At 49.3% G+C, this 24,626-nt stretch carries 17 protein-coding genes; 4 read left to right on the plus strand and 13 right to left on the minus strand.

The window, feature by feature from the left end; all coding sequences use genetic code 11:
• Window positions 1-3: 3 nt before the first annotated feature.
• A complete protein-coding gene (locus BM257_RS06920) occupies window positions 4-2,238 on the plus strand; it encodes an anaerobic ribonucleoside triphosphate reductase (RefSeq protein ID WP_092070199.1) in 2,235 nt (744 codons plus the stop codon).
• Window positions 2,239-2,278: 40 nt separating this feature from the next.
• A complete protein-coding gene (nrdG, locus tag BM257_RS06925) occupies window positions 2,279-2,773 on the plus strand; it encodes an anaerobic ribonucleoside-triphosphate reductase activating protein (protein ID WP_092070202.1) in 495 nt (164 codons plus the stop codon).
• Here the strand turns inward: nrdG and BM257_RS06930 are convergent, their stop codons facing one another.
• From BM257_RS06930 to BM257_RS06985, 12 genes are all read right to left on the minus strand, one after another.
• Entirely contained in the window at window positions 2,774-3,811 is a 1,038-nt protein-coding gene (locus tag BM257_RS06930; protein ID WP_092070205.1) for a TlpA disulfide reductase family protein, read from the minus strand.
• A gap of 29 nt (window positions 3,812-3,840) precedes the next feature.
• Window positions 3,841-5,520, minus strand: a complete 1,680-nt coding sequence (locus tag BM257_RS06935; RefSeq protein WP_092070542.1) for a tetratricopeptide repeat protein — start codon at window positions 5,518-5,520, stop codon at window positions 3,841-3,843.
• A gap of 259 nt (window positions 5,521-5,779) precedes the next feature.
• Complete coding sequence (locus BM257_RS06940) at window positions 5,780-9,466, minus strand: hypothetical protein (RefSeq protein ID WP_092070208.1); 3,687 nt, start codon at window positions 9,464-9,466, stop codon at window positions 5,780-5,782.
• Window positions 9,467-9,839: 373 nt separating this feature from the next.
• On the minus strand, window positions 9,840-12,311 hold the full coding sequence (locus BM257_RS06945; protein ID WP_092070211.1) for a glycoside hydrolase family 31 protein: 2,472 nt from the start codon (window positions 12,309-12,311) through the stop codon (window positions 9,840-9,842).
• A 19-nt stretch (window positions 12,312-12,330) separates the two neighbouring features.
• Entirely contained in the window at window positions 12,331-13,842 is a 1,512-nt protein-coding gene (locus tag BM257_RS06950; protein WP_092070214.1) for a DHHW family protein, read from the minus strand.
• A 3-nt stretch (window positions 13,843-13,845) separates the two neighbouring features.
• Window positions 13,846-14,850 carry a DHHW family protein gene (locus tag BM257_RS06955; protein ID WP_255405616.1) on the minus strand — a complete coding sequence of 335 codons (1,005 nt, stop codon included), beginning with the start codon at window positions 14,848-14,850 and terminating at the stop codon, window positions 13,846-13,848.
• A gap of 12 nt (window positions 14,851-14,862) precedes the next feature.
• Entirely contained in the window at window positions 14,863-16,305 is a 1,443-nt protein-coding gene (locus BM257_RS06960; protein ID WP_092070217.1) for an MBOAT family O-acyltransferase, read from the minus strand.
• Between the two features lie 9 nt (window positions 16,306-16,314).
• Window positions 16,315-17,106: an SGNH/GDSL hydrolase family protein gene (locus tag BM257_RS06965; protein ID WP_092070219.1), complete on the minus strand. Its 792-nt coding sequence runs from the start codon at window positions 17,104-17,106 to the stop codon at window positions 16,315-16,317.
• 74 nt (window positions 17,107-17,180) lie between these two features.
• Window positions 17,181-18,005, minus strand: a complete 825-nt coding sequence (locus tag BM257_RS06970; protein WP_092070222.1) for a carboxylesterase family protein — start codon at window positions 18,003-18,005, stop codon at window positions 17,181-17,183.
• Entirely contained in the window at window positions 18,002-19,567 is a 1,566-nt protein-coding gene (locus BM257_RS06975; RefSeq protein WP_092070225.1) for a PQQ-binding-like beta-propeller repeat protein, read from the minus strand. The genes BM257_RS06970 and BM257_RS06975 overlap by 4 nt, the downstream gene beginning before the upstream one ends.
• The gene (locus BM257_RS06980) at window positions 19,564-20,043 is read right to left on the minus strand and encodes a septal ring lytic transglycosylase RlpA family protein (RefSeq protein ID WP_092070228.1); all 480 of its coding nucleotides are present in this window, start codon (window positions 20,041-20,043) and stop codon (window positions 19,564-19,566) included. Before BM257_RS06980 ends, BM257_RS06975 begins: the two co-directional genes overlap by 4 nt.
• 99 nt (window positions 20,044-20,142) lie before the next feature.
• Entirely contained in the window at window positions 20,143-20,946 is an 804-nt protein-coding gene (locus tag BM257_RS06985) for a carboxylesterase family protein (RefSeq protein ID WP_092070548.1), read from the minus strand.
• Window positions 20,947-21,030: 84 nt separating this feature from the next.
• On the opposite strand from BM257_RS06985, the gene BM257_RS14805 reads away from it, so the two are divergent.
• Entirely contained in the window at window positions 21,031-23,118 is a 2,088-nt protein-coding gene (locus BM257_RS14805; protein ID WP_177216043.1) for an AsmA family protein, read from the plus strand.
• Between the two features lie 17 nt (window positions 23,119-23,135).
• Complete coding sequence (locus BM257_RS06995) at window positions 23,136-23,783, plus strand: hypothetical protein (RefSeq protein WP_143096790.1); 648 nt, start codon at window positions 23,136-23,138, stop codon at window positions 23,781-23,783.
• Here BM257_RS06995 and BM257_RS07000 read toward each other — a convergent pair.
• Window positions 23,771-24,523 carry an acid phosphatase gene (locus BM257_RS07000; RefSeq protein ID WP_092070234.1) on the minus strand — a complete coding sequence of 251 codons (753 nt, stop codon included), beginning with the start codon at window positions 24,521-24,523 and terminating at the stop codon, window positions 23,771-23,773. The genes BM257_RS06995 and BM257_RS07000 overlap by 13 nt on opposite strands.
• Between the last annotated feature and the right edge of the window lie 103 nt (window positions 24,524-24,626).

Below are 24,626 nucleotides of genomic sequence, written 5' to 3' on the forward strand. Positions count from 1 at the left end.
ACTATGATACAAACAGTCGTTAAGCGCGATGGGCGCATTGTGGGATTCAACGAACAGAAAATCATGGCTGCCATTCGCAAGGCGATGCTCCATACTGACAAGGGAGAGGATGAGCGATTGCTGCAGACCATCACCGACCGTATTGCCGCTAAGGGTAATTCACAGATGACGGTTGAGGAGATTCAGGATGCCGTGGAAATGGAACTGATGAAGAGTGCGCGAAAAGACGTGGCACAACGCTATATCGCTTATCGTAACCAGCGCTCCATCGCCCGCAGGGCAAAGACCCGTGACGTGTTCCTGGATATTGTGAACATCAAGAACAATGATGTCACACGTGAGAATGCGAACATGAACGCCGACACTCCTGCCGGTATGATGATGAAGTTCGCCTCAGAGAGTACCAAACCGTTTGTCGACGACTATCTGCTCTCACCGGAAAGTCGTGACGCTGTGGAGCATAACTACCTGCATATCCATGACAAGGACTATTACCCCACGAAGTCACTGACCTGTGTGCAGCACCCGCTTGACAATATCCTGACACAAGGTTTTATCGCAGGGCATGGCGCCAGTCGTCCTGCCAAACGAATCGAGACGGCGGCAGTGCTTGCTTGTATCTCTCTGGAATGTGCCCAGAACGAGATGCATGGTGGTCAGGCTATTCCCGCCTTTGACTTCTATCTCGCTCCTTATGTCCGCTGTTCTTATGTAGAAGAGTTGAAAGCCTTGGAGGACCTCAACGGGGAGGACTATAGCTCCTTGTATGACGAGGTGCTCATGGACTATATCAAACAACCTCTTGACAAGTTGACGGGTATCGACCGTGTCCGCCAGCATGCCATCAACAAAACGGTGGGTCGTGTCCATCAGGCGATGGAGGCTTTTATCCATAATATGAACACAATCCACTCCCGTGGTGGTAATCAGGTGGTCTTCTCCAGTATCAACTATGGTACGGATACCTCTGCCGAGGGACGTTGTATCATGCGTGAGCTGCTCAACAGCACGTATCAGGGAGTGGGTAATGGTGAGACCGCGATCTTCCCCATCCAGATATGGAAGAAAAAGAGAGGTGTCAACTATCTCCCGCAGGATCCCAACTACGACCTCTACCAGTTGGCTTGTAAGGTGACGGCGCGTCGTTTCTTCCCGAACTTCCTGAATCTTGATGCCTCATACAATCAGGATAGTGAGTGGCGTGCCGACGATCCTAAACGTTATATCCATGAGGTGGCTACCATGGGGTGCCGCACCCGTGTCTTCGAGAACCGCTTTGGTCCCAAGACATCCATCGGTCGTGGTAACCTCTCGTTTACTACGATTAATATCGTACGTATCGCCATTGAGTGTATGGACGTAAAAGACAAGGAGGCACGTATCGCCAAGTTCTTCGCGAAGCTTGACGAGTTATTGGAGACAGCAGCCAAACAGTTAGATGAGCGTTTCCAGTTCCAGAAGACCGCCTTTGTCAAACAGTTCCCCTTGTTGATGCGCAGCCTGTGGATTGGTGCCGACAAGCTCGGTCCTAACGACACCATTGAGCGTGTCATCAACCAAGGTACACTGGGTATTGGCTTCATAGGTCTCGCTGAGTGTCTGGTAGCACTTATTGGTAAGCATCATGGCGAGAGCGAGGAGGCTCAGGAGCTGGGACTGAGGATTATCAGTTATATGCGTCAGCGTGTCAACGATTTCAGTGAGCGTTATCAGCATAACTATTCTGTCCTTGCCACCCCGGCAGAGGGACTCAGTGGTAAGTTCACCAAGAAAGACCGTAAGGAGTTCGGCGTGATCCCTGGTGTTACCGATCGTGACTATTACACCAACTCCAATCACGTTCCTGTATATTATAAATGCTCTGCCCGCCATAAAGCGGAAGTAGAGGCTCCCTATCATGAGCTGACTCGTGGCGGTCATATCTTTTATGTGGAGATCGATGGCGACGCCACCCATAACCCTCAGGTCATCATGAGTGTGGTGGATATGATGGATAAGCTGGATATGGGTTATGGCTCTGTCAACCATAATCGTAACCGCTGTATGGACTGTGGCTATGAGAACGCGGCTCCACATTTGGAGAAATGTCCTAAGTGCGGTAGTACGAATATTGACAAGCTGCAACGTATCACAGGCTATCTCGTAGGAACCACTGATCGTTGGAATCATGGCAAGCTCTGTGAGCTCAATGACCGTGTGACCCATATCGAGGGCTCCCAGCAACAGAATCTCTTCTAAAAACTATAGTTCCTATAGTAACTATAGTAACTATATAACTATGATCTCCGTATTAGATATCGTAGAAGACACAATGGTAGACGGTCCGGGATTCCGGACCTCTATCTATTGTGCCGGTTGCCGTCATGCATGTCCTGGATGCCATAATCCACAATCATGGGACTTCAGTGGTGGTCATCCGATGTCGACAGAGCAGATCATGCGTATCATAGAGGCTGACCCTTATGCCAACGTGACGTTCTCCGGAGGTGACCCGATGTATCAGCCTGAGGGATTCACAGAACTGGCACGTACCATTCGTCAGCGGACATCGAAGGATATCTGGTGCTTTACTGGTTTCACCTTTGAGACACTGATAAACAACCCCCGCCATCGCCAGCTGCTGGAGCTTATTGATGTATTGGTTGATGGTCCTTTCATCAAGTCATTACGTGATGAAAGCCTGTTGTTCCGAGGAAGCAGTAACCAGCGGCTTATTGATGTTCCTGCGTCACTGAAAGCGGGGAAAGTAGTGCTCTTCGAGCCTGATGTGTGATTACTTCAGGTATTTCTCTATATCCTGCTCCACATTATTAAGCTCCAGGTCACGAGCGACGATCTTCCCTTGTTTATTGACGACGATGACGGAGGGAACGACAAACAGTCCGAGCTGTTGCACCAATGGTGTCTCGAACAGTTTCCCATCCCACACGACAGCCCAGTCAAGGGTGTCCCTGTCAACTCGTTGCTGCACCTCTTTCTTGGCACCATCCAAACAGATGCTGACAAGAGAGAGCTGGTTGGGGTATTTACGCTGGAGCCGGCGTAACCGACGCTGAATCTCCGTACTAGGATAGTTCCATGATGCCCATGTGGTGATTACTCCCACCTTTCCTCTCATCTCACCGCTGCTGATCTTTCTACCCTTGAGATCCGTAGCCGTAAATGAAGGAAGAGCGACTTGCAGCCGACTATTCTTCAGTCCCTCAAGTTGTTTGCCCAACTTTCGCAGTCTTCCATTATCCGGGTCGGCTTTCAGCATCAGGGCTGCCAGCCGCTGTCCTTCTGAATAGTTTGGCTCCTTCACTGACACAAAGTATTTGTCAAGTAAATACATGCTGACGATAGAGGTGGGGTTCTCCTCTATGAACTGGGCGATGGCACCGGGAATCTCCGGAGGAGTCAGTTTGTTGACACGGGCACGTAACTTGGTCAACTCGTCATTCTCATCGGTTCCCTTGATGGTCATCTCCTTCAAATGGGTGGCGTCACCCTTGATCTCCACCTCTTCACCTGGTGTGGCGAACACTGCCTGCTCACTGAAGTTCGGGAAGACGATGATCAGCGTCACCATATTACGTACTTCCTTCTCATAGGCGAAACGACCGTTCCGCACCTTGATGGTGTCCACTCCGACAAAGCCACCGTCAGGACTGTATATCAGGAACTCACCCTGGTTGATATTACGCAGACGACCAGACAGGCGGAACTTATTCCCTTCTGGTCCGCAAGACAAGAGTAAAAAGGTAAAAAGATATAAAGGCAGATAACACATCACCTTCTTAAGAAATCCTATCGGCTGCAGTCTTTCCATCTCCTTTTACCTTTTTACGTCCTTACGCTTTATTTTTGTACCTTTACCAGCTCCAGGTCCTTGTCGGCATAAGTCTTGAGCCCGGGGTTCTTCTGCAGTGCACTACGCAGGAAAGAAGCTGCCGCGTCATAATTCTCCTGACGAGCCTGTACGATGGCTGCGAGATAGTCTGTGATACCGTCAGGGTTCTTGATATTCTTCAAGGTCTGCTGGGCACGGGCATAGTCTTTGTTCAACAACTGGGCGAGTGCCGCACTGTTGCTGGGACGATAGCCGAAGTCCTGCTGGGCAAGGGCATAGTTACCTTGTGCCAGGTGCAGGTTTCCTAAAGCCTCAGCAAGACCAGAGGCACCCGAAGACTGGGCTATCAGGTTCTCGGCAGTCTGGACATCTCCTTGTTGCAGTGCCATCAGTCCGAGGTTAGCACTGGTCTCTGGCAATTTCTGGACAGCCTGTGCCTGTTGGAAATAACGTTTAGCCTCCTCGTAATTACCCTGTTGCATAGCAAGGGTACCGAGGTTGTTATAGGCTCTTGCATCCTGTGTATACAGACGGGCAGTGGTTTTCAGGATATCCTCTCTCTCACGGTCTGTGTTAGCGATGGAGGCAGCGTAGATCAGTTCCTCCACACTGAGTTTCGAGGCATCCTGTTGATACTGGTTGAAAATCTGCTCGTCGTCACGACCGATCACCTCATAGTTAATGGTCATACGGGCACGACGTAACTCTGGCAAAACGCCCTCGGCGAGCTCACGGAAGCCCTGACTCATATTCTTGATCTGTTGCTCACGCTCCTGAGGATCCTGGTACATGGAGAGGACACGCAGGATGACATCCTTATCCTGTATGTTACTTGCCTTCACCAACTCTTGGAAACCCTCCCAGTCCTGGGCGGTATACTCGGAGCTGATACCACCTTCCAGGTTGGCATTCTTCAACTGCTGGCGTACATAACTCTCGGTGTTCTGCTGACGTTTGTTAGCAAGCTGCTCATTGAGTTTCAGACCACCATCAGGAGAGGCATAGGCAGAGATCTCCACATTAGAGAGGTTCAGTCCCTCCTGGTCACGGGCAATCTGCTGTAACAGTTTCACGAAATCCTGGACGGAGTTCGACTGCAGCTCACTCTTGCGCAGCTCTGCCTGCTGGATAAGGAACTTCACATTGGCGTCGAGCTTCTGCTCTGTGATACGCTGGAAAGCATCAGGAGCCACACAGGGCTGTGCACTGCTGACGGTCTGATGGTAGAGCTCACTGGTGGCGATGACACCCGTAGCGACCTTCACGGCAGGCACTTTCACTTCCTTTTTACCAACCTTGGCGTCGAAAGTCAGGAAGAGGTCGCTCTGCTGCATCGCTGCCTCATAGGGGAATGCCGTCTTCATCGTGTAATGTCCTCCTAACAGGTAGGAAATCGTCTGGTCGTTACCCATCACCTTCTCACCTTGGAAAGTCGCTGACTGTCCTTTCAATGCCTGCTGCACTCCGTTCTTGGTGTAGCGCAGCTCGGGTGTCACAGTAACCACCGCCTTACGGTTCATATACTGTTCCGGGAACATACCGTTGATGGTAGCCTGCACTTGTCCGCCCTCTGTCTCTAACGGATTAGGAACCACCTTAAAATTATCGGCGGAGAGAGACTTCAGTCCACCACCACAGGATGTCAGCATAGCGACAGCTACAGCTGACAAAATCATTGTCTTTTTCATCTTCGTTACCATTTAATGTTGCAAAGGTACGAATAAGTGAGTAAAATGCCAAATTAATTTGAGCATTTTCGAACGTTAGTACCTTCGACGAAGATCAAAGGTACTAACTACCACCACCGGAATCCCAAATCGGGTAATTGCTATCATCGAATGAGCCTTTTAATGGACTTGTGAGCAGACAAAAGGAACTATTCTTAAACAGAACCACCTGGGTTGTAGGCTTTTGATATCTCTTTTTCATCTTTGCGTCCTCCATGCTTTATTTGCTTACATATTTCCTGCCATTCCAGATATAAACACCCTTTTTAGGCTTGCCTGGCAACAGACGACCGTTCAAGTCATAGTAGTGCTCTGTACCGTCAGCGTCGATGGTGCGTATCTGCTTGATGTCGGTTATTTCTCCATCGTCGATGGCCATGTTCAACTCGCGGGCACCAGCCGAGGTAGCTTGGAAGTAGGCACGATAGGAACCGATGAAGGCTTCCTCCACACCGTTTGGCACCTTATGCCACTTGCCGTCTCTCTGCAGGATGTAAGTAGGCTTGTCTGCATCGTAGAGCTGTGCGTTCGGAATCTTGACCAGCGTACCCTTGAATTCATAGCCACTGATGGACCCACTGTTCGTACCGCCCGTCTGACCTTTAGTAAAGGATACACTGGCGGTTGTCGAAAGGCTTGCCGTACCGCTGCTGACCACCACATAGTAGGGTTTGTTAGCCCCCATGCTGCCACCCTCCACTTCCTCGAAGGTGATGGTCGTGACTCCTGCTTCAACCGCTGAGGTTGAAGGCATATAGACCTTCACATTAGCGTCCGAGAGCGTCAGGGCGTATGGCAGACAGACGGTATAGCCGCGAGGAGTGTTTACAACATTGTCGCCGTCTTGCTGGGCGTAGGGTACGAGTATGCGATCATTAGTAACACCATTGGGTGCCGTAAAGTCCGTCTTGGGACAGAAGTCCACACCGTCAGTCAGCGTGATGGACTGCTCACCCTGCTTGCCCTGTGCCGTACTGCCAATAATCACGTTGTGACCATATTTTGAATCTGCCAAGGTGTGTTCTTCTGGCAGATAGATGAGCACTTTCTCGGGCACATTGGTAAAGAAACCGGTGGCATCCGCCCCACGGTTAGTGTTCCATACTGTAGTCCAGTTGGTACACTTTCTCAGGTCGAGATACTGCAGGGCGGTATTGTTATTGAACGGCGATGGATTCTGTGCACCATCCCGCAGCGTTTCAGGCATGATGATGCCCGTCAGCAGGTTGCAGTCCTCAAAGGCCAACTTGCTCACGGCCTCCACATTATAAGGATAATTATATTTATCTTTAATCGAAGATGGCAACTCCAACTCGCCAGCCTTTTTGACAGGACAGCGCAACAGTTCCCATGCATCAGAAGATGGGTTTGCTATCGATGTCCATTTACTGTAGAGCAAGTTGTCAACTACTATCATGTTCGCGTTGTTTTCATTTACACTGATGGTGGTGAGCTTAGGGCACTTTTTGATCATCTCTCTCCCAGGGTTACTAGGGTAAAGTTGGGTATTAACAGCTCCTACCTTTGATCCTAACGCCAGACTCGTCAGGTTGGGAAGATCTTCAAAATAGCAGGCTCTCACATTGTTGCCAATGGTGATAGAAGTGATGGTCTCGTTGCCGCTGAATGCCTTTCTGTAAACCCAATCCACAGGAGCATTGTTTATAGCGTCTGGAATAACAACGGCGCCTCCCGCACCTTGATAGCCTATGACATCATAGTTTGATATATTTCCCCCATCGTAGTTGGCTTCATACACCACACCGTTGTTATCAACGACAATGCCCGTGTCATCCACGTAGATTTTAAGTGCCGATGGTATGGGGTAACGGTCGCCATTACTGAAGTAATACCATTTCTCGGTACCCAACGTGCTCTTCATGCCCTCGCCAATAGAAACCGTTGCAGGACAGTAGGTGATGGTGGCGTTATTCATGCCCACGCTGACCAAGTTTGTGTTATTATAGGATACAGCATAGCAGCGGGTAATGGTTATGGCATGCTCGCAGCCACCCACCAAACCTGTTTTCTTGCCAAGGATAATGGATGTCGAGCCGCAGTCCGTGATCTCGCCATCGTGCATGTTACCCACTATTCCGCCCGACCAGCCATCAGCACCCGTATCGTTATCGTCTTGACTGGCTCTCACCGTGCTCGTGCCCCAAACCTGACAATCCTCTATCGTGCTGTAGGCATCGTCGCTCGACCTGCCCATCACACCGCCAGCGCTGCTTTTGGCTGTAATCGTAGCATTGTTCACCATGACCTGCCCCACATAGCAGGAGCCGCCATATACCCAGCCCACTGCGCCACCGACATATTTTCCGTCGGTACTGATGTTAGGTCCAGTGATTTGCACATTAGAGATATGCGCATTGATGACCAATCCGAAGAGCCCTCGATAGTCGTAGGAGGTCCCCGTGGTTTTCAGACCGCTGATGGTATGGCCCTGACCATCGAAGCGCCCCATAAACGGATGAATTTGCGAGTTGTCCGCACTGGCACACCCGATGGGCTCCCAGTTGGCGTCATTGCTAACGTCGATGTCGTCGGCAAGACGGATAGTGCGCCCCTCGTAGGTGTAACCAATTTTCACCTGGTCGGATATCTGGCGCAACTGATCGGCTGTTGTGACAACGATGTCGCTGGTGGTTTGATCTTGCTGCATGGGGTACACATGTGCCCATTTGGTGAATCCGCTGATATACATCTCATTCGTCATCTGCTGTGCGGTCATTCCTTCGTATGTTTGAGCATTCGTCCCATCATTGCCCACAGCGTCAAGGTTGCACTTAGACTGGTTCCAGTAATTGCTATATGCCACATTAGTAATTGTGTTGTGTATATCATATTTGCCAATGACGGCTCCCTTGACGGCTTCTCCGTTTCCACTGACAGTAGCATCCACCCAGTTTTTACATATTGTGAACGAATAGTAACCTTCAGTCCCTGCACTTACCATTCTTCCCACCAAACCACCGACATGGTCCCCTTCTTCAATCTTTACCGTCGAGTTCTGCACATAGTTTTTCTCGATGGTCAGGTTGGCTTGAATGAAGCCGATAAGACCGCCTGCATGGTCGTCCTTGGCAGTGACGGAGCAATTGATGACGCGGTTTCCGGAAATCTTTGTTTTGTTTATGTCCAAAGTGTTGATACCTCCTGCAATGCCGCCCGCAGTATCGTCGAGGGTTCTAATGGTGCTATTGATAACAGCACAGTCATAAAAATCACAGGCTCCATAGCCTATGATACCTCCGGCATATTCGATGTCGCCTGTCACACTGCTGTTCATCACACGGCAATTGCTGATGACGCTATTGGGACGGTTCGTGCATATATCAACATCGCCACAGATGACTCCGCATGCATTCCTGTCTGTTAAATCATCATAGTCACCTATTTCTATAGTGTAGTTGTCCACTATGAGATTTTGGATACGCGCATATTTAATCTCAGAAAAGAGACCGTTATAATGATTAAACACAAGATTAGCTGTTTCAGAAAAAGCCTTGCCGTTGCGTATGATGTGGTTTTGTCCGTCGAAACAAACCATGACATCACCTGTTCCATAGGCGTTTCCACCGTTTCGGGCTATCTGAAACTTATAACCACCCAAGTCGATATTGCAGTCCAAGCAGACGTTCCTTCCACTAAAAGCGCTACTGTTATATAAGTCATAGGCATATTTTGCCAGCTGTGCGGCATTCGTAATGTAGATCAGACCGTTCTCATCAACGTAATTCATCATCGACTTGCCGTCCCACAGGCTGAAACCGTCCCAGGTAGTAATGTCATAACTATCCACCGATGTATATTTCATATCATCTGGTACGTCGGCTCTCACTGTCTGTACACCTGCCGTCATCAACAGCAGCAGTATCAGTAATAAATTGCTTCTTTTCATAGTTTTTGGTTTGTTATTTGGGTGCAAAGATACGAATAAGTGAGTAAAATGCCAAATTTCTTCGCTCATTTCTAATATTTTAGGTGCTCAGGCTAGTACTCGTAGTCTTTGAGCATTTTCGAACGTGAGTGGTTTCCGAGAAACGACCTCGATATATGAAGGCGGCACCTCCTGCCCTCGAAGGTGCCGCCTTCGACCGTTGAAGGTGCCGCCTTCGACCCGAGGAAGCGGCACCTTCGAGGGCAGGAGGTGCCGCCTTCGTAAAACACCCCTGTTAGTTGCTTTTTATTCCAATATCTCCTATCTCAGTAAATTCACTGAATTTGGTGAGTAAATTCACTGAATTTACCGAGTAAACACACTGAATTTACTTTCATAGGAGATACTTCTTCGTAACCGTTATCTCTTTCCCCTGATAGTTAATAGTGGTGGACTTGCCGTTGGGCATGGTGATGACGAACTGGCGGTGCTGGGGCATGGTACGGAAGGACCCTTGACGCTCCCCGACGGTCAGTTGCTGTTGATGCTCATCCCATTGGAAGGTGATGCGTGAGCAGGCTCCCTGCTCATACTCATTGGTATATCCGTCATCCTCATAGAGCGTATATGTCACGTCAGCACCGGGATATACCCTTATCTCCAACGGGGTATGCAAGGTTTTGGAGGCGACATAAGGATCAACGGCGAGCGGAAGGATGCTGCCACCACGCACAAAGACAGGGATATGAGCCTTGTCGACAGAGGTGGTGACGGTTTGTCCACCGTCATAGTACTGGTTTGTGCGATAGTCATACCACCCTGTCACACTCTGGGGCAGGTATGTCCTCCATGTCGTCACCCCTGGCTCCGTGACAGGACTGACGAGGAGAGACTTGCCGAACATATACTCATGGTCCTGTCGTAACGCCTCCTCATCATGGGTGAAGTCGAAGACCAGCGGTCGCATGAAGGTGGAGCCCTCGTTGGTGACTGCCGCTGCCTCCGTATAGATATAGCTCTGCAGGCGATAACGCTCCATCAGACACTCCTTGATGATATCCTGAGCCTCCTTGCCGTAGTTCCATGGCTCCGTATTACTCATATAACCATGTACCCGCATCAAGGGCAGGTAGACGGCAGTCTCTATCCAGCGCAGCATCCGCTCGATATAGTCCTGGCTGGTATACTGGTCGCCAGGGCGGAAGAAACCGCCAGCGTCATACGTCCACCAAGGGATACCGGCAGCCTGCATGCCCAGTCCTGCCGTCAGTTGCCGACGGAACGTCTCCCAGTCGTTGCCCACGTCACCAGACCACAGGGCAGAGCCATAACGCTGGATGCCAGGGAATCCGCAACGAGTCAGGATCATCGGACGTTTCAAGGGCTGGTCATGACGCAGTCCCTCATAGACGGTCTTGTTGACCAGCAGGGGATAGACATTACGAACCAGTTCCCCACTCCATCTCCCGTTATTCACCCGTCGTCCCACCAGGTCGTCATTCTCCGGTTCAGTGGCGTCCTGCCACCAGGCGCTAATACCTATCGGCAGCAGACGCTCACTGAAGTTACGCCAGTATGCCTGTGCCGCTGTCGGAGAGAAGAAGTCTATCCAGTCGGTACCCGGGATATAATGTCCCTCCTGCACCATCTGCTTTCCCACCTCCGAGTTCTTGTCGATCTTCGACCATACGCTGAGCATCAGTTTGACACCCCTGTGGTGCAGACTGTCCGTCATCAGGTGAGGATCAGGATAATGGTCCTCATCGAAGCGCATGGAGTTCCATCCATATTTCCCCCAGTACTGCCAGTCCTGCACGATGACATCAAGAGGCATCTCCTCCCTCTTGAAGCGGTCGACGGTCTGCAGGATCTCATCCTGGGAATGGAAACGCTCCCGGCAATGGATATAACCCGTCGCCCAGCGTGGCATCAGCGGAGCCTTGCCGGTCAGCTCCCGATAGGAAGAGATGATCTCGTCAGGGGTACCGATGAACACGGTATAGTCCACACATTGTGCGATGGGTGACTGGAACACCGTCTCATCAGTGACAGGACGGTAGTAGACGACAGGCTGGTCACCCTTCGACAGCTCCGCCATCAGACGGTGCTTTCCCTTTTTGAGATGTACGATGGCTGAGGCGGTAGGCGGCAACCAAAGGTTCTGCATGTCGATGACCACCTGTCCGTCGATAGTGAGATGGTGGCGGCGAGCCATCTTCTGTCCTACGTCGAGGAGCAGGGCATAGTCGCCCTCTTTCTTGACGGAGAGCGTCGTCCCGTAGATATACTGTTCACGGACCTCCTGTCTGCCACCCTCCGTAGAGGTGACATTGACGACCTGTCTGTTTGCCGTCCGCTGGTTCTTCTTACGTCGGAGAGTCACACTTGCCGCACCAGGGTTAAACTCCGTGAGTCCGTAGTTGTTCCATAACAGTCCGTAGCCCTTGCTGGAGATCAGCATGGGGATGGATATCTGTGTGTTGACCTGTGTCAGTCGGCGGGAGAGTCCTCGGATGTTATGATGTCCGTCCTGAAACTGTCCAAGACCATAGAGATACTCGTCCTTCGGTGAAGCGACGGCAAGAGTAGCCCCTCCGTTCTTCAGCTGATGACGGGTAGCCTTGAACACCGGTCTGCCGTCAGGGGTCTTGACGACGACGATGCCCTGGGTGTTGTCCACCTCCACCTGGAGGTCGTTGTCCACCTCCTGATGGCTCACATACAACCAGTCGGGCAGTGTATCCTGTACAGCCTTCTCAGTATATTGGACACGCACGGCATTCCTTGCCACTTTCTTGACAGTCACCTGACCTTTCCCGAACGGTGCCATAGCACAGAACAGGCACAAAGATGTAAATATGTTCATGGTTTAAAGTTGATGGTTGTCACTCAACGGGAGCTGGAGCCTTCACCTTGTCAGCAGGCTCAGCGGACTCCGTTTTCTCTGCGGGCTCAGTCTTCTCCGCAGGCTCCTGCTTCTTGGGGGCAGACTGCTCCTTATGCTTCACCGTACTGTCGCCCTTTGCCTTCTCAGGAGAAGCCCCTGGGCGGTGCCACTGCTGATGGAGGAAGCGGAGGTAAGAGCCATAGGTATGGCTGCTGTATGCCTTGAAGATATTGTTGGCGAAGAGGATATCCGTAATCTTGTTCTCCGCCACATAAGCGATGATATCCTTCGTGAAATAGCGGGAGTCGATGACATGCACCTCCTCGAAAGAGAAGAACAGGTAGCCTGGCAGCATATTACCGAAGCTGTCCTTGAGGATGATCACTCGACGACCGTTATGGGTAGAGGTACGCACCTGTGTCAGTTTGGTGTCACCTCCCATCATTGTGCAGTAGGCGCCTCCGTGTCCGTCCTTGAACTTAAAGAAGAAAGGAGCCGTGAAGGGCTTACCCTCCCCCGTCACCTGATAGTTCTTGTTGATGGTATAGTTGGTATAGGTCGTGGTGTACTCCACCCCTTGAGGGACATAATAGACGAAATCCTCCGGGGCATTCTTGATGGAGATATCCTTCGAATAGCCATACATACTGCCCACATAACCGTGGGTGACCCGTCGCTCGTAATGGGAGAGGTCCTTGAAAGGAACACCAGCCACACGGGCGAACTCCTGTGCGGCATAATAGCCGCCGAGGGGTGACCAGTGGTGGTCGGTACGCAGGTAGATATCCTCGTTGGCATGTTTTCCTAACGTCGTGTACACATCAACCGGTTTCACCCCGGGGTCGAGGTGTGCCACCACATTACGGATGGTGGGCAGCTGCTGGTTGGTACGCTTCTTCGCTTTGTCGGGGCAATAGAACTCGACAGCGGTGGGGATCACCATACAATAGACATTCACCTTGTCACCAAACACCTCCTTATACTTATTGGCAGCCTGTGCGTAACCCACACACCCCTTGGGACCACCGCCATACGCCATCAGGGCACGTACCTTATCGCCCTTACCAACGATGATGATACCCGCATTAGCTATCTTCGCATTCTCATCAGCATTGATATGGTTCTCATACTCGTCGATGGTCATACTGTCCTTGGGCTCAGGACTGTTGGCTGCCGTTTTCCCATTTCCTTCCTCTCCTTCTCCTTTCTCCAGTTCCATATCACCAGCCTGGAACTTCACATTATCCTCTGAAGGAGCGATGGCGATGAGGTCCTTGACCTGCATACTGAGTGTCATGAACACATCACGGAACGGTTCGCTGTCACTGAACCACGTAGAGACATCACTCGTAAACGAGCCGTCGGCAAGACGCTCCCATGAGAACTCCGGGAAGGTGGCGAGCTCACGTTTCTCCAGCTCCGACACCGTGCTGCGCGGAAAAGTGTCGAAGACCACGGCAAAGGCGAGGAAGACGAGGGCGATGACGGCAATATAGATATAATGTTTCATGACTTACTGCTCCAGATAACGGTTATACGCTTGATGGGTGACTGCCGAATAGGCATGCCCCGCATTATTGGCGAAAAGGATATCGGTGACATCATTCTTCTGCACATAATGCACAATATTCTTCGTGAAATAGCGACAGTCCACCACATGGATCTCCTCGAAGGAATGAAACAGATAGGCAGGGATAGCATTGCCATAGCTGTCTTTCAGGATCAGCAGGCGACGACCGTTCCGCGTGGAGGTCTTCACCTTCGTGGTATTCAGGTCACCATGCATAAAGGTCATATAGGCGGCACTGCTGCCATCCTCATAGTCGTAGAAGAAATGACCCTCCTCGGGGGCTTTCTCGCTGACCACCTTCCGGTTCTTACCTAACTGGTAGCGGATATATGTGGTGGTATAGTCGACATCCGTCGGCACATAATACACAAAATCCTCCGGGGCGTTCTTCACCGCCGCATCCCTTGAGAAACGGTACATCGTACCCACATAGTCGTGAATGACATGCTTCTCGTACGTCGACAAGTCGGCAAAGGGGACACCGGCAAGGGAGGCAAACTGCTGGGCGGCATAATAGGCGCCTAAGGGAGCCCAGTGGTGGTCGGTACGTGAATAGATATCCTCGCCGGCATGCTTATCCATCGTGTCAAAGAGATCGATCGCCTTCACGGAGTCAGACAGTCTTCCATAGATATTACGGACCGTGCTGCGCTGGTCCTTAGTCCATTCCTTAGCCTCATCAGGACAGTAGATGGCGACAGCTGTAGGGATTATCATACAATACACATTAACGGCATCCCCGAAAGTCTTCTTATACCTGTTGACGGCATCCGCATAGCCCTGTCCGCCATCCAAGGAACCACGGAACGGCTCAAAGGCTCGCACATGCTCCCCACTGCCTACTATGATAATCCCCGAACGGGTCAGACGTGCCTGCTCGGCAAAGACCATCACAGGAATCATCAACAACAAACCAATCCATCGAAGTGTCTTATAATATTTCATCATTCTTTATTTTATCTAGAATCTTGTATAAATAAACGCATTATTCGTGGCACCCACCAACAGGGCGGTGCTGAGTATCAGAATACCTACCGACAGGATGATACGAGAGGTATAGATGACCATCGTCCTCAACGGTGAGTCGCCCAGCAGGCGGTCTGTCCACTCCCCTACCGTCGTACGGACAGGCAGACAGAAGAACAGGGCGATGACCCACAACCAGAAATTGTCAAGCAACGCACTCTCGTCGACAAAGTCATAGAACGAGGTGACGTTACCGAAGAACGCCTGGAAGAAGACAATCATCTGGTCGAAGTTGTCGAAATAGAAGATGCCCCATCCCGCGATGACCAGCAGCATACTATAGATATGCAGGAAGACAGCAGGGATTCGGTCGTGAACTTTCAATAACGTGTATTTCTCCAGCATGACGATCAGTCCGAAATAGACACCCCAGATGATGAAGTTCCAACTGGCTCCATGCCACATACCCGTCAGGAACCACACCACGAGGATGTTCACTGCCTGATGGTGACGATTGCCACCCAAAGGGATGTATACATAGTCACGGAAGAAACTACCTAACGAGATATGCCATCTGCGCCAGAAGTCAGTGATGGAGTTACAGCAATACGGATGGCGGAAGTTCTCGTTGAAATGGAATCCCATACAACGTCCCAGTCCTATCGCCATATCAGAATAACCTGAGAAATCGAAATAAATCTGCAGGGTAAAGGCGACTATACCGATCCATGCACCAGCCATCGTCAGCGAGTTCAGTCCGTTTACCAGGAACTGGTCAGAGATCTCCGACAACTGATTGGCAAGAATCACTTTCTTACCCAGTCCGATGAGGAAACGGTATAGTCCGTCCGAGAAATCGGCAGCGTTCACCCGACGGTGATGTATCTCGTCAGCCACCGTGCCATAGCGGACGATAGGTCCTGCTATCAGCTGCGGGAACATGGAGATATACAGCAGTAGGTCAGGAAAGCGACGCTGCACCGGTGACTCCCTACGATAGACATCTATCAGATAAGAGATAGACTGGAAGGTATAGAAGCTGATACCTATAGGCAGTGCGATATTCGGTTTTGCCACTTCGATACCCATGTCACACAGACACTGGGCAAAGAATCCCAGGTATTTAAACGTGCCGATGATGGCGATATTGAGTATCAAGCCTATCACCAGGATTGCCTTGCGATACTGTTCCGAACGGTCGATGCCTAAGCCCACCAGGTAATTCACGAAGACACAGAAAAGCATCAGGAACACATAAACAGGCTCGCCCCATGCATAGAAGATGAGGGAGAAACATACCAGGATGAGGTTCTTCGCACGATTGCTGTGCGTAGCCTCATCCGACAGGCATTTCTGGTCTACCCATGTGGCTATAAGGTAGCACAGCAGGAAGGCAGGAAGGAATACAAAGAGGAAAAAAAGATCCGAGAATACCATGTCACTATCTTATTGTTGCAGCAACTTCTGCACTTGTTCATAAATATATCGTCCTAACACTCTCGCCCCCTTCACTGTGGTATGTACACCGTCCTTCGAGTATCCTGCACGAATCATATCAGGACCATAGAAAACGTCATACGCTTTGTCCAGGCGAATGCAGTCCAGCCCCAACACTTCCGCACAACATTGGATATGGGTACCCACGTCATGCTGGTCATTTAAGTCTGTCTTATTATTCTGTGGGGGTGTTATCAGGATGATACGTGCTTTTGGAAAAGCCTCCTTCAATAGCTCACAATCATAGCATACACATTGTGACAACTGCGTCAGCTCTGAAGGTTTGTAATTAGAGATAGTCGTTACAGGATACTTATAGATATCAGAGGCTCTTAACTTCAAACAGTCTGGTCGTTTGTCAGCAAACCACAGGTCGTTGGTGCCTGCCATGATCAATATCAGATCAGGAGTCGGCTGCTCCCCTGACAAGACAGCGGTCAACAGACGCATCGCCTGGTTATAGACAACGTTATTGTCACCCAACACACCGATATTCTCCTCCATGTCAAGAACAGTATTCGGAGTATGTGTCCATGTAGCCCCGCTGCGGGCATAACTACGACACGACTTCGGTTTTGCGAAATCCTTAAACCATTTGTTCCATCCCTGGGGCTTGTCACAGGCATCACCTCCTATGAAAGTATTGGAATCACCTAATAAGACGACATGACAGGGTAGCTGTGCATGTATCGCTCCACACAACCACATACCCCATAATATCAACAATCCTATTCTTTTCATTTTCAAGACTATACCTTTTTCGGGGTGCAAAGGTAATAATAATAATTGATATACATATCAACAGGTTCGGAAAATTATCGCTCATAGTCCAATTCCCGCTCCAACTGGTCAGTACGGTGCTGGAACTCACGATAGGCGTTGGAAAGGTCGGTCTTTGTGATGTCTATGGTCGTATTGACAGGTCGCCAAGGGTCTTTCAGTGTGTGCTGAAACAACCACTCGTACGTCTTGCTGGTATAGAAATAACGTGCCAAAGCACCATGGGAGGCACCAGGAAGCCATTCATAGCGTAAACGACTGGTGATACCTAAGGTCTTCATACCTGCCACCACCTTCTGTGACTCATGGACGGAAACGGCACGGTCGGCAGTGCCATGGACAATCCACAAGGGCAGTTCTCCCAATCCACGGTAGTCTTTCAAGGTACTACCCCCGCAAAGGGCGACGGCAGCTGCTATTTTATCAGGATAGGTTCCTGCGAAGTCCAGCGTACCATAGCCTCCCAGGCTCATTCCCAGCACATAAACCCTTGACTCGTCGAAGACATAGTGTAATTTCATCCATTCCAATATCTCGTTAAGCTTATGAGGGTTCCACCATCCTCCCGGGTTCTGGGGAGCGACGATCAGGGCAGGAATCATAAGTCCCATCTGTGCCGCATCAATAGAGCCATAGCGCAACACACGGTTGAGGTCATGCCCACAGAGACTGGCTCCATGCAGGAAGATAATCAGCGGGGTCGTCTCTTGTGTATAATAATACTCCTCTGGTGTATATACCCAAAAGTTATAGTTGCCCTTGATGACTCCTTTCTTTGCCGACAGCAGGTCATACTGGGCGTAAGAGGAGAGAGGAGCGAGAAGGGAGGAGAGTAATATAAGTACTAATAGCTTTTTCATTGGATGATGAATTTATAGATTTTATTCCCACGACAACCTACGACCGCCGTGTTACCGATGGCAATGGGTGATGACTCGAAATTGGAGCCTACCACCTTCTTGCAGACCACCTCACCCGTCTTACCGCGGATGATACGGATGATGCCAGAAGCATCACCGGCAAAAATAAACAACTCGTTTTTCTCGTTATAGAACGGGATTGGTGACGACCATGCGAACTGTCCATAAGGCACAGTATAACGGATGGAGCCATCTTTCGTGCTGAAGGCTGTCAACTCACCAGCAGACTTAGCGGCACCATTACGACAGATATTCGCGAAAATCATGTCCTGACAGTCACCACCTCCTATCAGCGGACTCGCATACATTCCACCGTCAAGGGTCTTACCCGGCAGGTTAATACGCCGGCAGGGGATCTTCTGTTCCCATACCAACGAACCATCTAGCCCGTTAAGCTTGATGAAATGACTGATACCCGACTCCCCTTGCTTGTCTACCTCACAGGCTGTATATAAATAAGGTGTTCCATTCTCCTCACGGCACACCATCGTGCCATCGGAGTCATCGTGGTTGTTATAATACCATACGGGGCGCATCGTGTTGAGGTTGATACAAATGACATTTCCCTTGTTATCTGAGAATGCCCCATAGTTACGATAGACACATAAGCTCGACTCGATACCTGGTGCCATACCGCCAACCTTATAACGCATGACACTCACACGGCGAAGGGAGCCTTGGCTGCGCTCATACTTATACACACTGCCATTCTCACCACACCAGAACAGATAGCCTCCTGCCACGATGGCATTTGAGTCAAAGGCATTCCATCCACGCCATGCCTTCGGGTCAGGACCGAAGAAGAAGGTACGCTCATGTTTCAGCAGATCAAACGCCTGACAACCAAAAGGTCCTGCCTGGCGGGGCACACCTTGTCCGACATAGAGATTATAGTATTCCGGATCAAGGGAGACTGTCCCTTTCACCACATTCCCCAAGTCGAGGGGCTCACGTGATGCCTTTCCCGTCTGGTAATTGATGAAATAGCCCTTTCCACAGAGCGAGCCGACGATAATCTCTTCGTTGCCGAAGTCTGGTGTCAGTCCTGGTGATGACTTCTTGAACAATGCCGTCTGCTCATCTGTCCAGTGTATATAAAGCGGTTGCCCTGTCCATCCGGAGCCTCCCCCCCAAGTGCCGAAACGGGTATGGGTAGTGTCATAGGCTGTGGCAAACTCCCAGGCAATGATGACAGTATCGGGCGTACCCTTTACCCTACCCCCGAAGCTGGCGTCCCTATGCAGGTTCTTACGGAAAGCGAAGATACCATTCGCTTTCTCATAACGGTCGTCTAGATCTTTGAGGTCGGCAGGAAGAGAGTCCCCATGATCCACGATATACTCCACGCTCTTCACAGAAGCATAAGAAGTATCAGGATAGAATAGTTGTGCTATGGGGACCTCTGTCTCTGTCGAATCTGGTGTTACGGCAACAGGGGTCTTCTTCCCTGTGCATCCTGTCAAGAAGAACAGACAGGCAACGATGATATGTACTTTTTTCATTTTTTCTTGTTTTCTGAGCCTACCACCACAGAGTCTTGCCATTGCGGGATAATCGACTCACCCGTAGTGGACTCCAGCTCTATCTCTGGAAGCTCATAGTCTTCAGGTTTATAGGGAACCTCTGTTGGTTTCCGATAGACAGATACCTCTACTATCGCCACCCCTTGTGAGAGGATACCCAGTTCTCGTGCAGCACGAATCGACAGGTCGATGATACGTCCTTTCATATATGGTCCGCGATCGATTACCTTCACAATTACTTCCTTGCCATTGGCTGGGTTCACCACTTTCAGCAGGGTACCGAACTTATGACTCTTGTGAGCGCATACCAAACTGTCGTTATATAGCCGTTCTCCACTTGCCGTTTTCCTGCCGTCCCATTTACGGGTATAGAATGTCGCTTTCCCTCGTTGTTGGGCAAAAGCGTTTTCTCCCATATTTATTAGCAGGAAAAGGAATAGTAATATCTTCATCATAGGCGTTTTGATTGCTACAACGGCACAAAGATACAAATTATCTGGTAAAATACCTTGATATTTTGCAACTTAACACGATTGTTAGCAATTTTTCAATGTTCAACGGATAGGCAACTCCCCTTTCCGCTTCTTAATTCTCTGATAGGCTCCCTCTTTCTCGTCAGTTGTCATCTCCACATTCCTGTCGACAGGACGCTGTGGTTCGACGAGTGTATGCAGGAACAACCAGTCATAAGTGTCGGAGAGATAGAAATAGCGTGCCAGATCACCATGGGAGGCGCCACGTACCCAGTCATAACGCAACCGCTGGTCGATATGGCGTGCCTTCATCTGGTCGACGATTTTCTGTGACTCCTCCACCTTCACCGCCTTATCGGCAGTACCATGGATAATCCATAGAGGGAGTTGTCCCAGTCCGTCATAATTTCGTAACGTACTACCTCCGCAGAGTGCCATGGCTGCGGCTATCTTCTCAGGATAAGTACCCGCCATATCAAGGGTACCATAGCCACCGAGACTCATACCTATCACATATACTCTTTGCGGATTATATACATAATGTTTCTGAAGCCATTCCAGAATATCGTTCAACTTACGTGGTTCCCAATGACCCTTGGGATTCTGAGGAGCGACGATTATAGCAGGAATCTCCAATCCCCTCTTTACAGCATCCAAGGGTCCATAGCGCAGGACACGATAGAGGTCGGTACCCCTCAGACTTGCTCCATGTAAGAATAATATCACAGGTGTCGTCTGTTGGTATATCTTATAGTCCTGTGGGGTGTACACCCAGAAAGCATAGCCGTCACTGGTCACTGGAGACTTTGCCTCCAGCAAGTCGTTTTGTGCCTTCAAATGACACGTCGACACGACTAAAAGAAAGAATAACAGGAATGTTCTCATGGCACAAAGATACAAAAAAATGATGACCATCTGCCTCTTTTAAATTTTATTTGCTATATTTGCAAACGAAAAGTCTATAAAACAATGAACCTCATCTTGAAATTCATCCTCCGAACTGTTAAGGTAATAGCAATCATTGCCGTCATTTTTGTCGTTTTAATCGTCTCTGCCGTCAGTCTTATTAATTCCTCGTCAATCCAAGACCGCTTATTGGCGTACGCCACTGAAATGCTGCAGGAGAAACTGCAGACAAAGGTGGAGATTGACAGTATCCGTATCGGTTTCTTCTCTGATGATATCCGAATCTATCATCTGATGCTGGAGGACCAGCAGCAACGACCCATGCTCCAGATGAAACAACTGAATGCCGAGATCAAGATGATGCCACTGCTTTTCTCTAAGGAAGTCATCTTAGAGGAAGTAAAACTCATTGGGCTACACGCCAAACTCTATAAGCCTTCGTCTCCCGACAGTGTGGCAAATTACCAGTTCGTCCTGGATGCTTTCAAACCTTCCGCTAAAAAGGAGAAAGAAAAGAAAAAAGAGGAGAGTGACAAACCTAAGAAGAAATTCTCCCTTGATCTCAACAACCTGATTATCGAAGATGTCGACCTTGTCTTTAACGACAAACATGCCTCTCTGGGATCCCTGCGACTGCATAAGAACTGGAAGGGAAGATACTCTGGAGAACTAAGACAGGTGGAAAGCTCATGGGTGCATATCAAGAAACGCGACTCCACACGTGTTGACAACCACCTGCTTGTCGATGCCATCACTTATGAGGAAGTCAATGACAACAAACGTACCATCGCCATTGACAGTGTTCACTGGTCCACCGACAACCATCTGCCCCATAAGCGAGTCAACAAACCCAAAAGGGGCTGGTATGACAATGGTCACATGAATGTGGTGGCACATCTTAAAGCGGAGTTGACTCATGCAGACAAAGACAGCATCTGCGGCAAACTCCTTGAGTGTGATGTCAACGACATCGCTTCTGGACTGCATATCACCGATCTCCATCTGGGATTCAAACAACAAGCGGAGAAATTGTACATCAGCGATGCCGTAGTATGTATGAAGAATACCAAACTTACTTTTGCGAAGGGCGAGATACAGCTGCCCAGTAAAAAACAAGGACGCCCCTTCCTCTTCCACACCTCTGATATTACAGGTACCACCCTGCTCACTGATATCTCCAAGCCTTTCGCCCCCGTCCTGAAAAACTTCAAACTGCCACTCTGGCTCAGTACTAAATTCAGTGGAACCGACAGTACACTCGTTTTCCGCGATGTCATCGTCAAAACTACCGACAACAAATTGCAAGTCAGAGCCGACGGTGGTATTGAGGGACTCAAGGATAAATACAAGCTCAATGTCCATTTCAATATTCATAAGACAACTGTACAGGGAAACTCCAAGGAGCGAATCATCAACCAGTTCACCGTCAGGAAGTTCATGATGAAACAACTACATACCTTGGGTACCATCCACTATACTGGCTCTTTCAATGTGTTATATAAGAAAGTACAATTCCGGGGTACATTAGGTACGGCATGTGGCAGTCTTAATTTCGTCTTCCAACTGGACGGACTCAATAAATACCTGACGGGACATGTGAAGACGCGGGACTTTGAGCTAGGAAAGGCGATGGACTACCCAGGACTTGGCAAGACCTCCTGCAGTGCAGGCTTCCGTTTCGATATCTCCAAACCTCGTACGGCACAGATGCGTCGCCTTAAGGGTGGCAAACTACCTATCGGTCAAGTCGATGCCCTCGTCGAAGAGTCCAGGCTTGAAGGCATCAGGTTCAGCAATATCGCTGCCCATATCGTGAGCGACGGTGCTATAGCCGAGGGTAAGATCAATATGAAAGGTAAACTTGCCGATATCCTCTGTTCTTTCTCCTTCACCAATACCGATGAGATGAAAAAGACAAAGATCAAACCCGGTATCCGCTTCCATCTCTTCGACAAGAAGAGCGACGAAGAGAAAGCGGCGCAAAAGGCAGAGAAGGAAAAGAAGAAAGCGGAGAAAGCGGCTCTAAAGGAACAGAAGAAAGCGGAGAAAGCGGCTCTGAAGGAACAAAAGAAAGCAGAGAAGGCTGCCAAAAAAGAAGCAAAAAGACGAGAGAAAGAAGCTAAGAAACTGGCAGAAAGTCAAGCACAATAATTAAAAATTTATACGAAATGAAAAGAAATTATATTCTCTTAACCATGACACTCATATTGTTGTCATGCGGCAACAAGAAAGCACCAGCAGAAAGAGGTGCAGACTCCTTGACAATCGCTAAGGACAGCTTGGTCGTCGAGACCTCACAGGAAAAAGATCTTGCGTTTGAAAAGTTTTTTGAACAACTGTCTTTTGACAACTTCGTTGACCTTCTCAAAAACCCTTACAAAGAGACTGCAGAGAAATGTGGACTATCCTTTCTTTTCCATGAAGACATGGAGGTCGCTGAGGAAGGAGACGCAGATGGAAGTTGTAGCTTCTACGGATGGGGAATCGAGAAAGTAGAGAAACTGGAGAATGGCTATCATATCATCTGTACCTCTGACCATGCTTGTTATTTCTACTATCAGGAAGACACTTCCAAACAGGCTGCTATGTGTTTCAAAAACAAGGATGATGCCAACCGCTTCATAGAGAAAGCACTGGCTTACGGACTCGTCGACATGAATGGCAGCTATCATATCGCTGAGGAGAAACTTCCCAACGGGACGGTAAAGGTAGACTCATTCAGGGATTACCAGATTATTACCGAGATGATGAAGCCCGAGAAAGACGATGAGTTTCATCAAGGGTTCTATGTCATCCGCTTCTATTATTTTTCCTGAAATTTGCTTACAGCCTTCTTATACTCCTTCTGAGCCTTCTTCATCTGGGTAATAAATTCCTTGCTACCCTGTAAGGCACAAAAACCAACGCTGGCAGCAGTACGACTGGCATCGACATCACTCTGCCAATGGGCACCTACGATGACACGGCTGTTACAATAGTCCCAGCCACGACTGAAAATCAGGGATGCACGCTCTGGCGCAATTTGCGCCAATAGCAATGAGATGGTCCATCCACGCAGACTATGACCAGAGGGATAGCTACCATCTCCTCGTAATTTGTTCTCCTCATGTGAGGGCATTGATTCGTCATAACGATCAAAAGGACGTTGGCGCTTATAAAATGCCTTTGTCTCTTTGCGCATGGGGTCTGTTGTGGCAAGACTCGTCTCCATTAATTTCCATATTTCTGGAGTATTAGTCTCATTGATCTCCAGTCCAAAGGCATCTTTCCACTGTAAGTAAGCTTTGGCATGATCATCCCATTCGGCATCAGCAATCGCCTGTGCCAGCCTTTTCTCATTCTGTCGCTGCCGTTTTCCCCAACAATAGCGTACTATATCATTAGAGAATTCTGGACTGTCAAAAGCGGGTGGGGCTGGCATGATGACAAACAGGTTTGGCAACTGGTTGAGCTCCAAATATGGTACGGTTTTCTCTTGAGCGTAAGTATTTGTTACCGTCATCATGACAGCTACCATCATGATGAAACACTTCCCTTTTTCTATTATTCTAATCATAACTACAAATATTTTTGCTGCAAAGATAATCAATTTCTGTTATTTTCTGTTGCAAATCAGTGATTTATCTTTGAAAATGCGTATCTTTGCACCGTATTAATAC

The organism is Prevotella sp. tf2-5 (genome assembly GCF_900115435.1).
In the GTDB taxonomy this organism is placed as follows: Bacteria; Bacteroidota; Bacteroidia; order Bacteroidales; family Bacteroidaceae; genus Prevotella.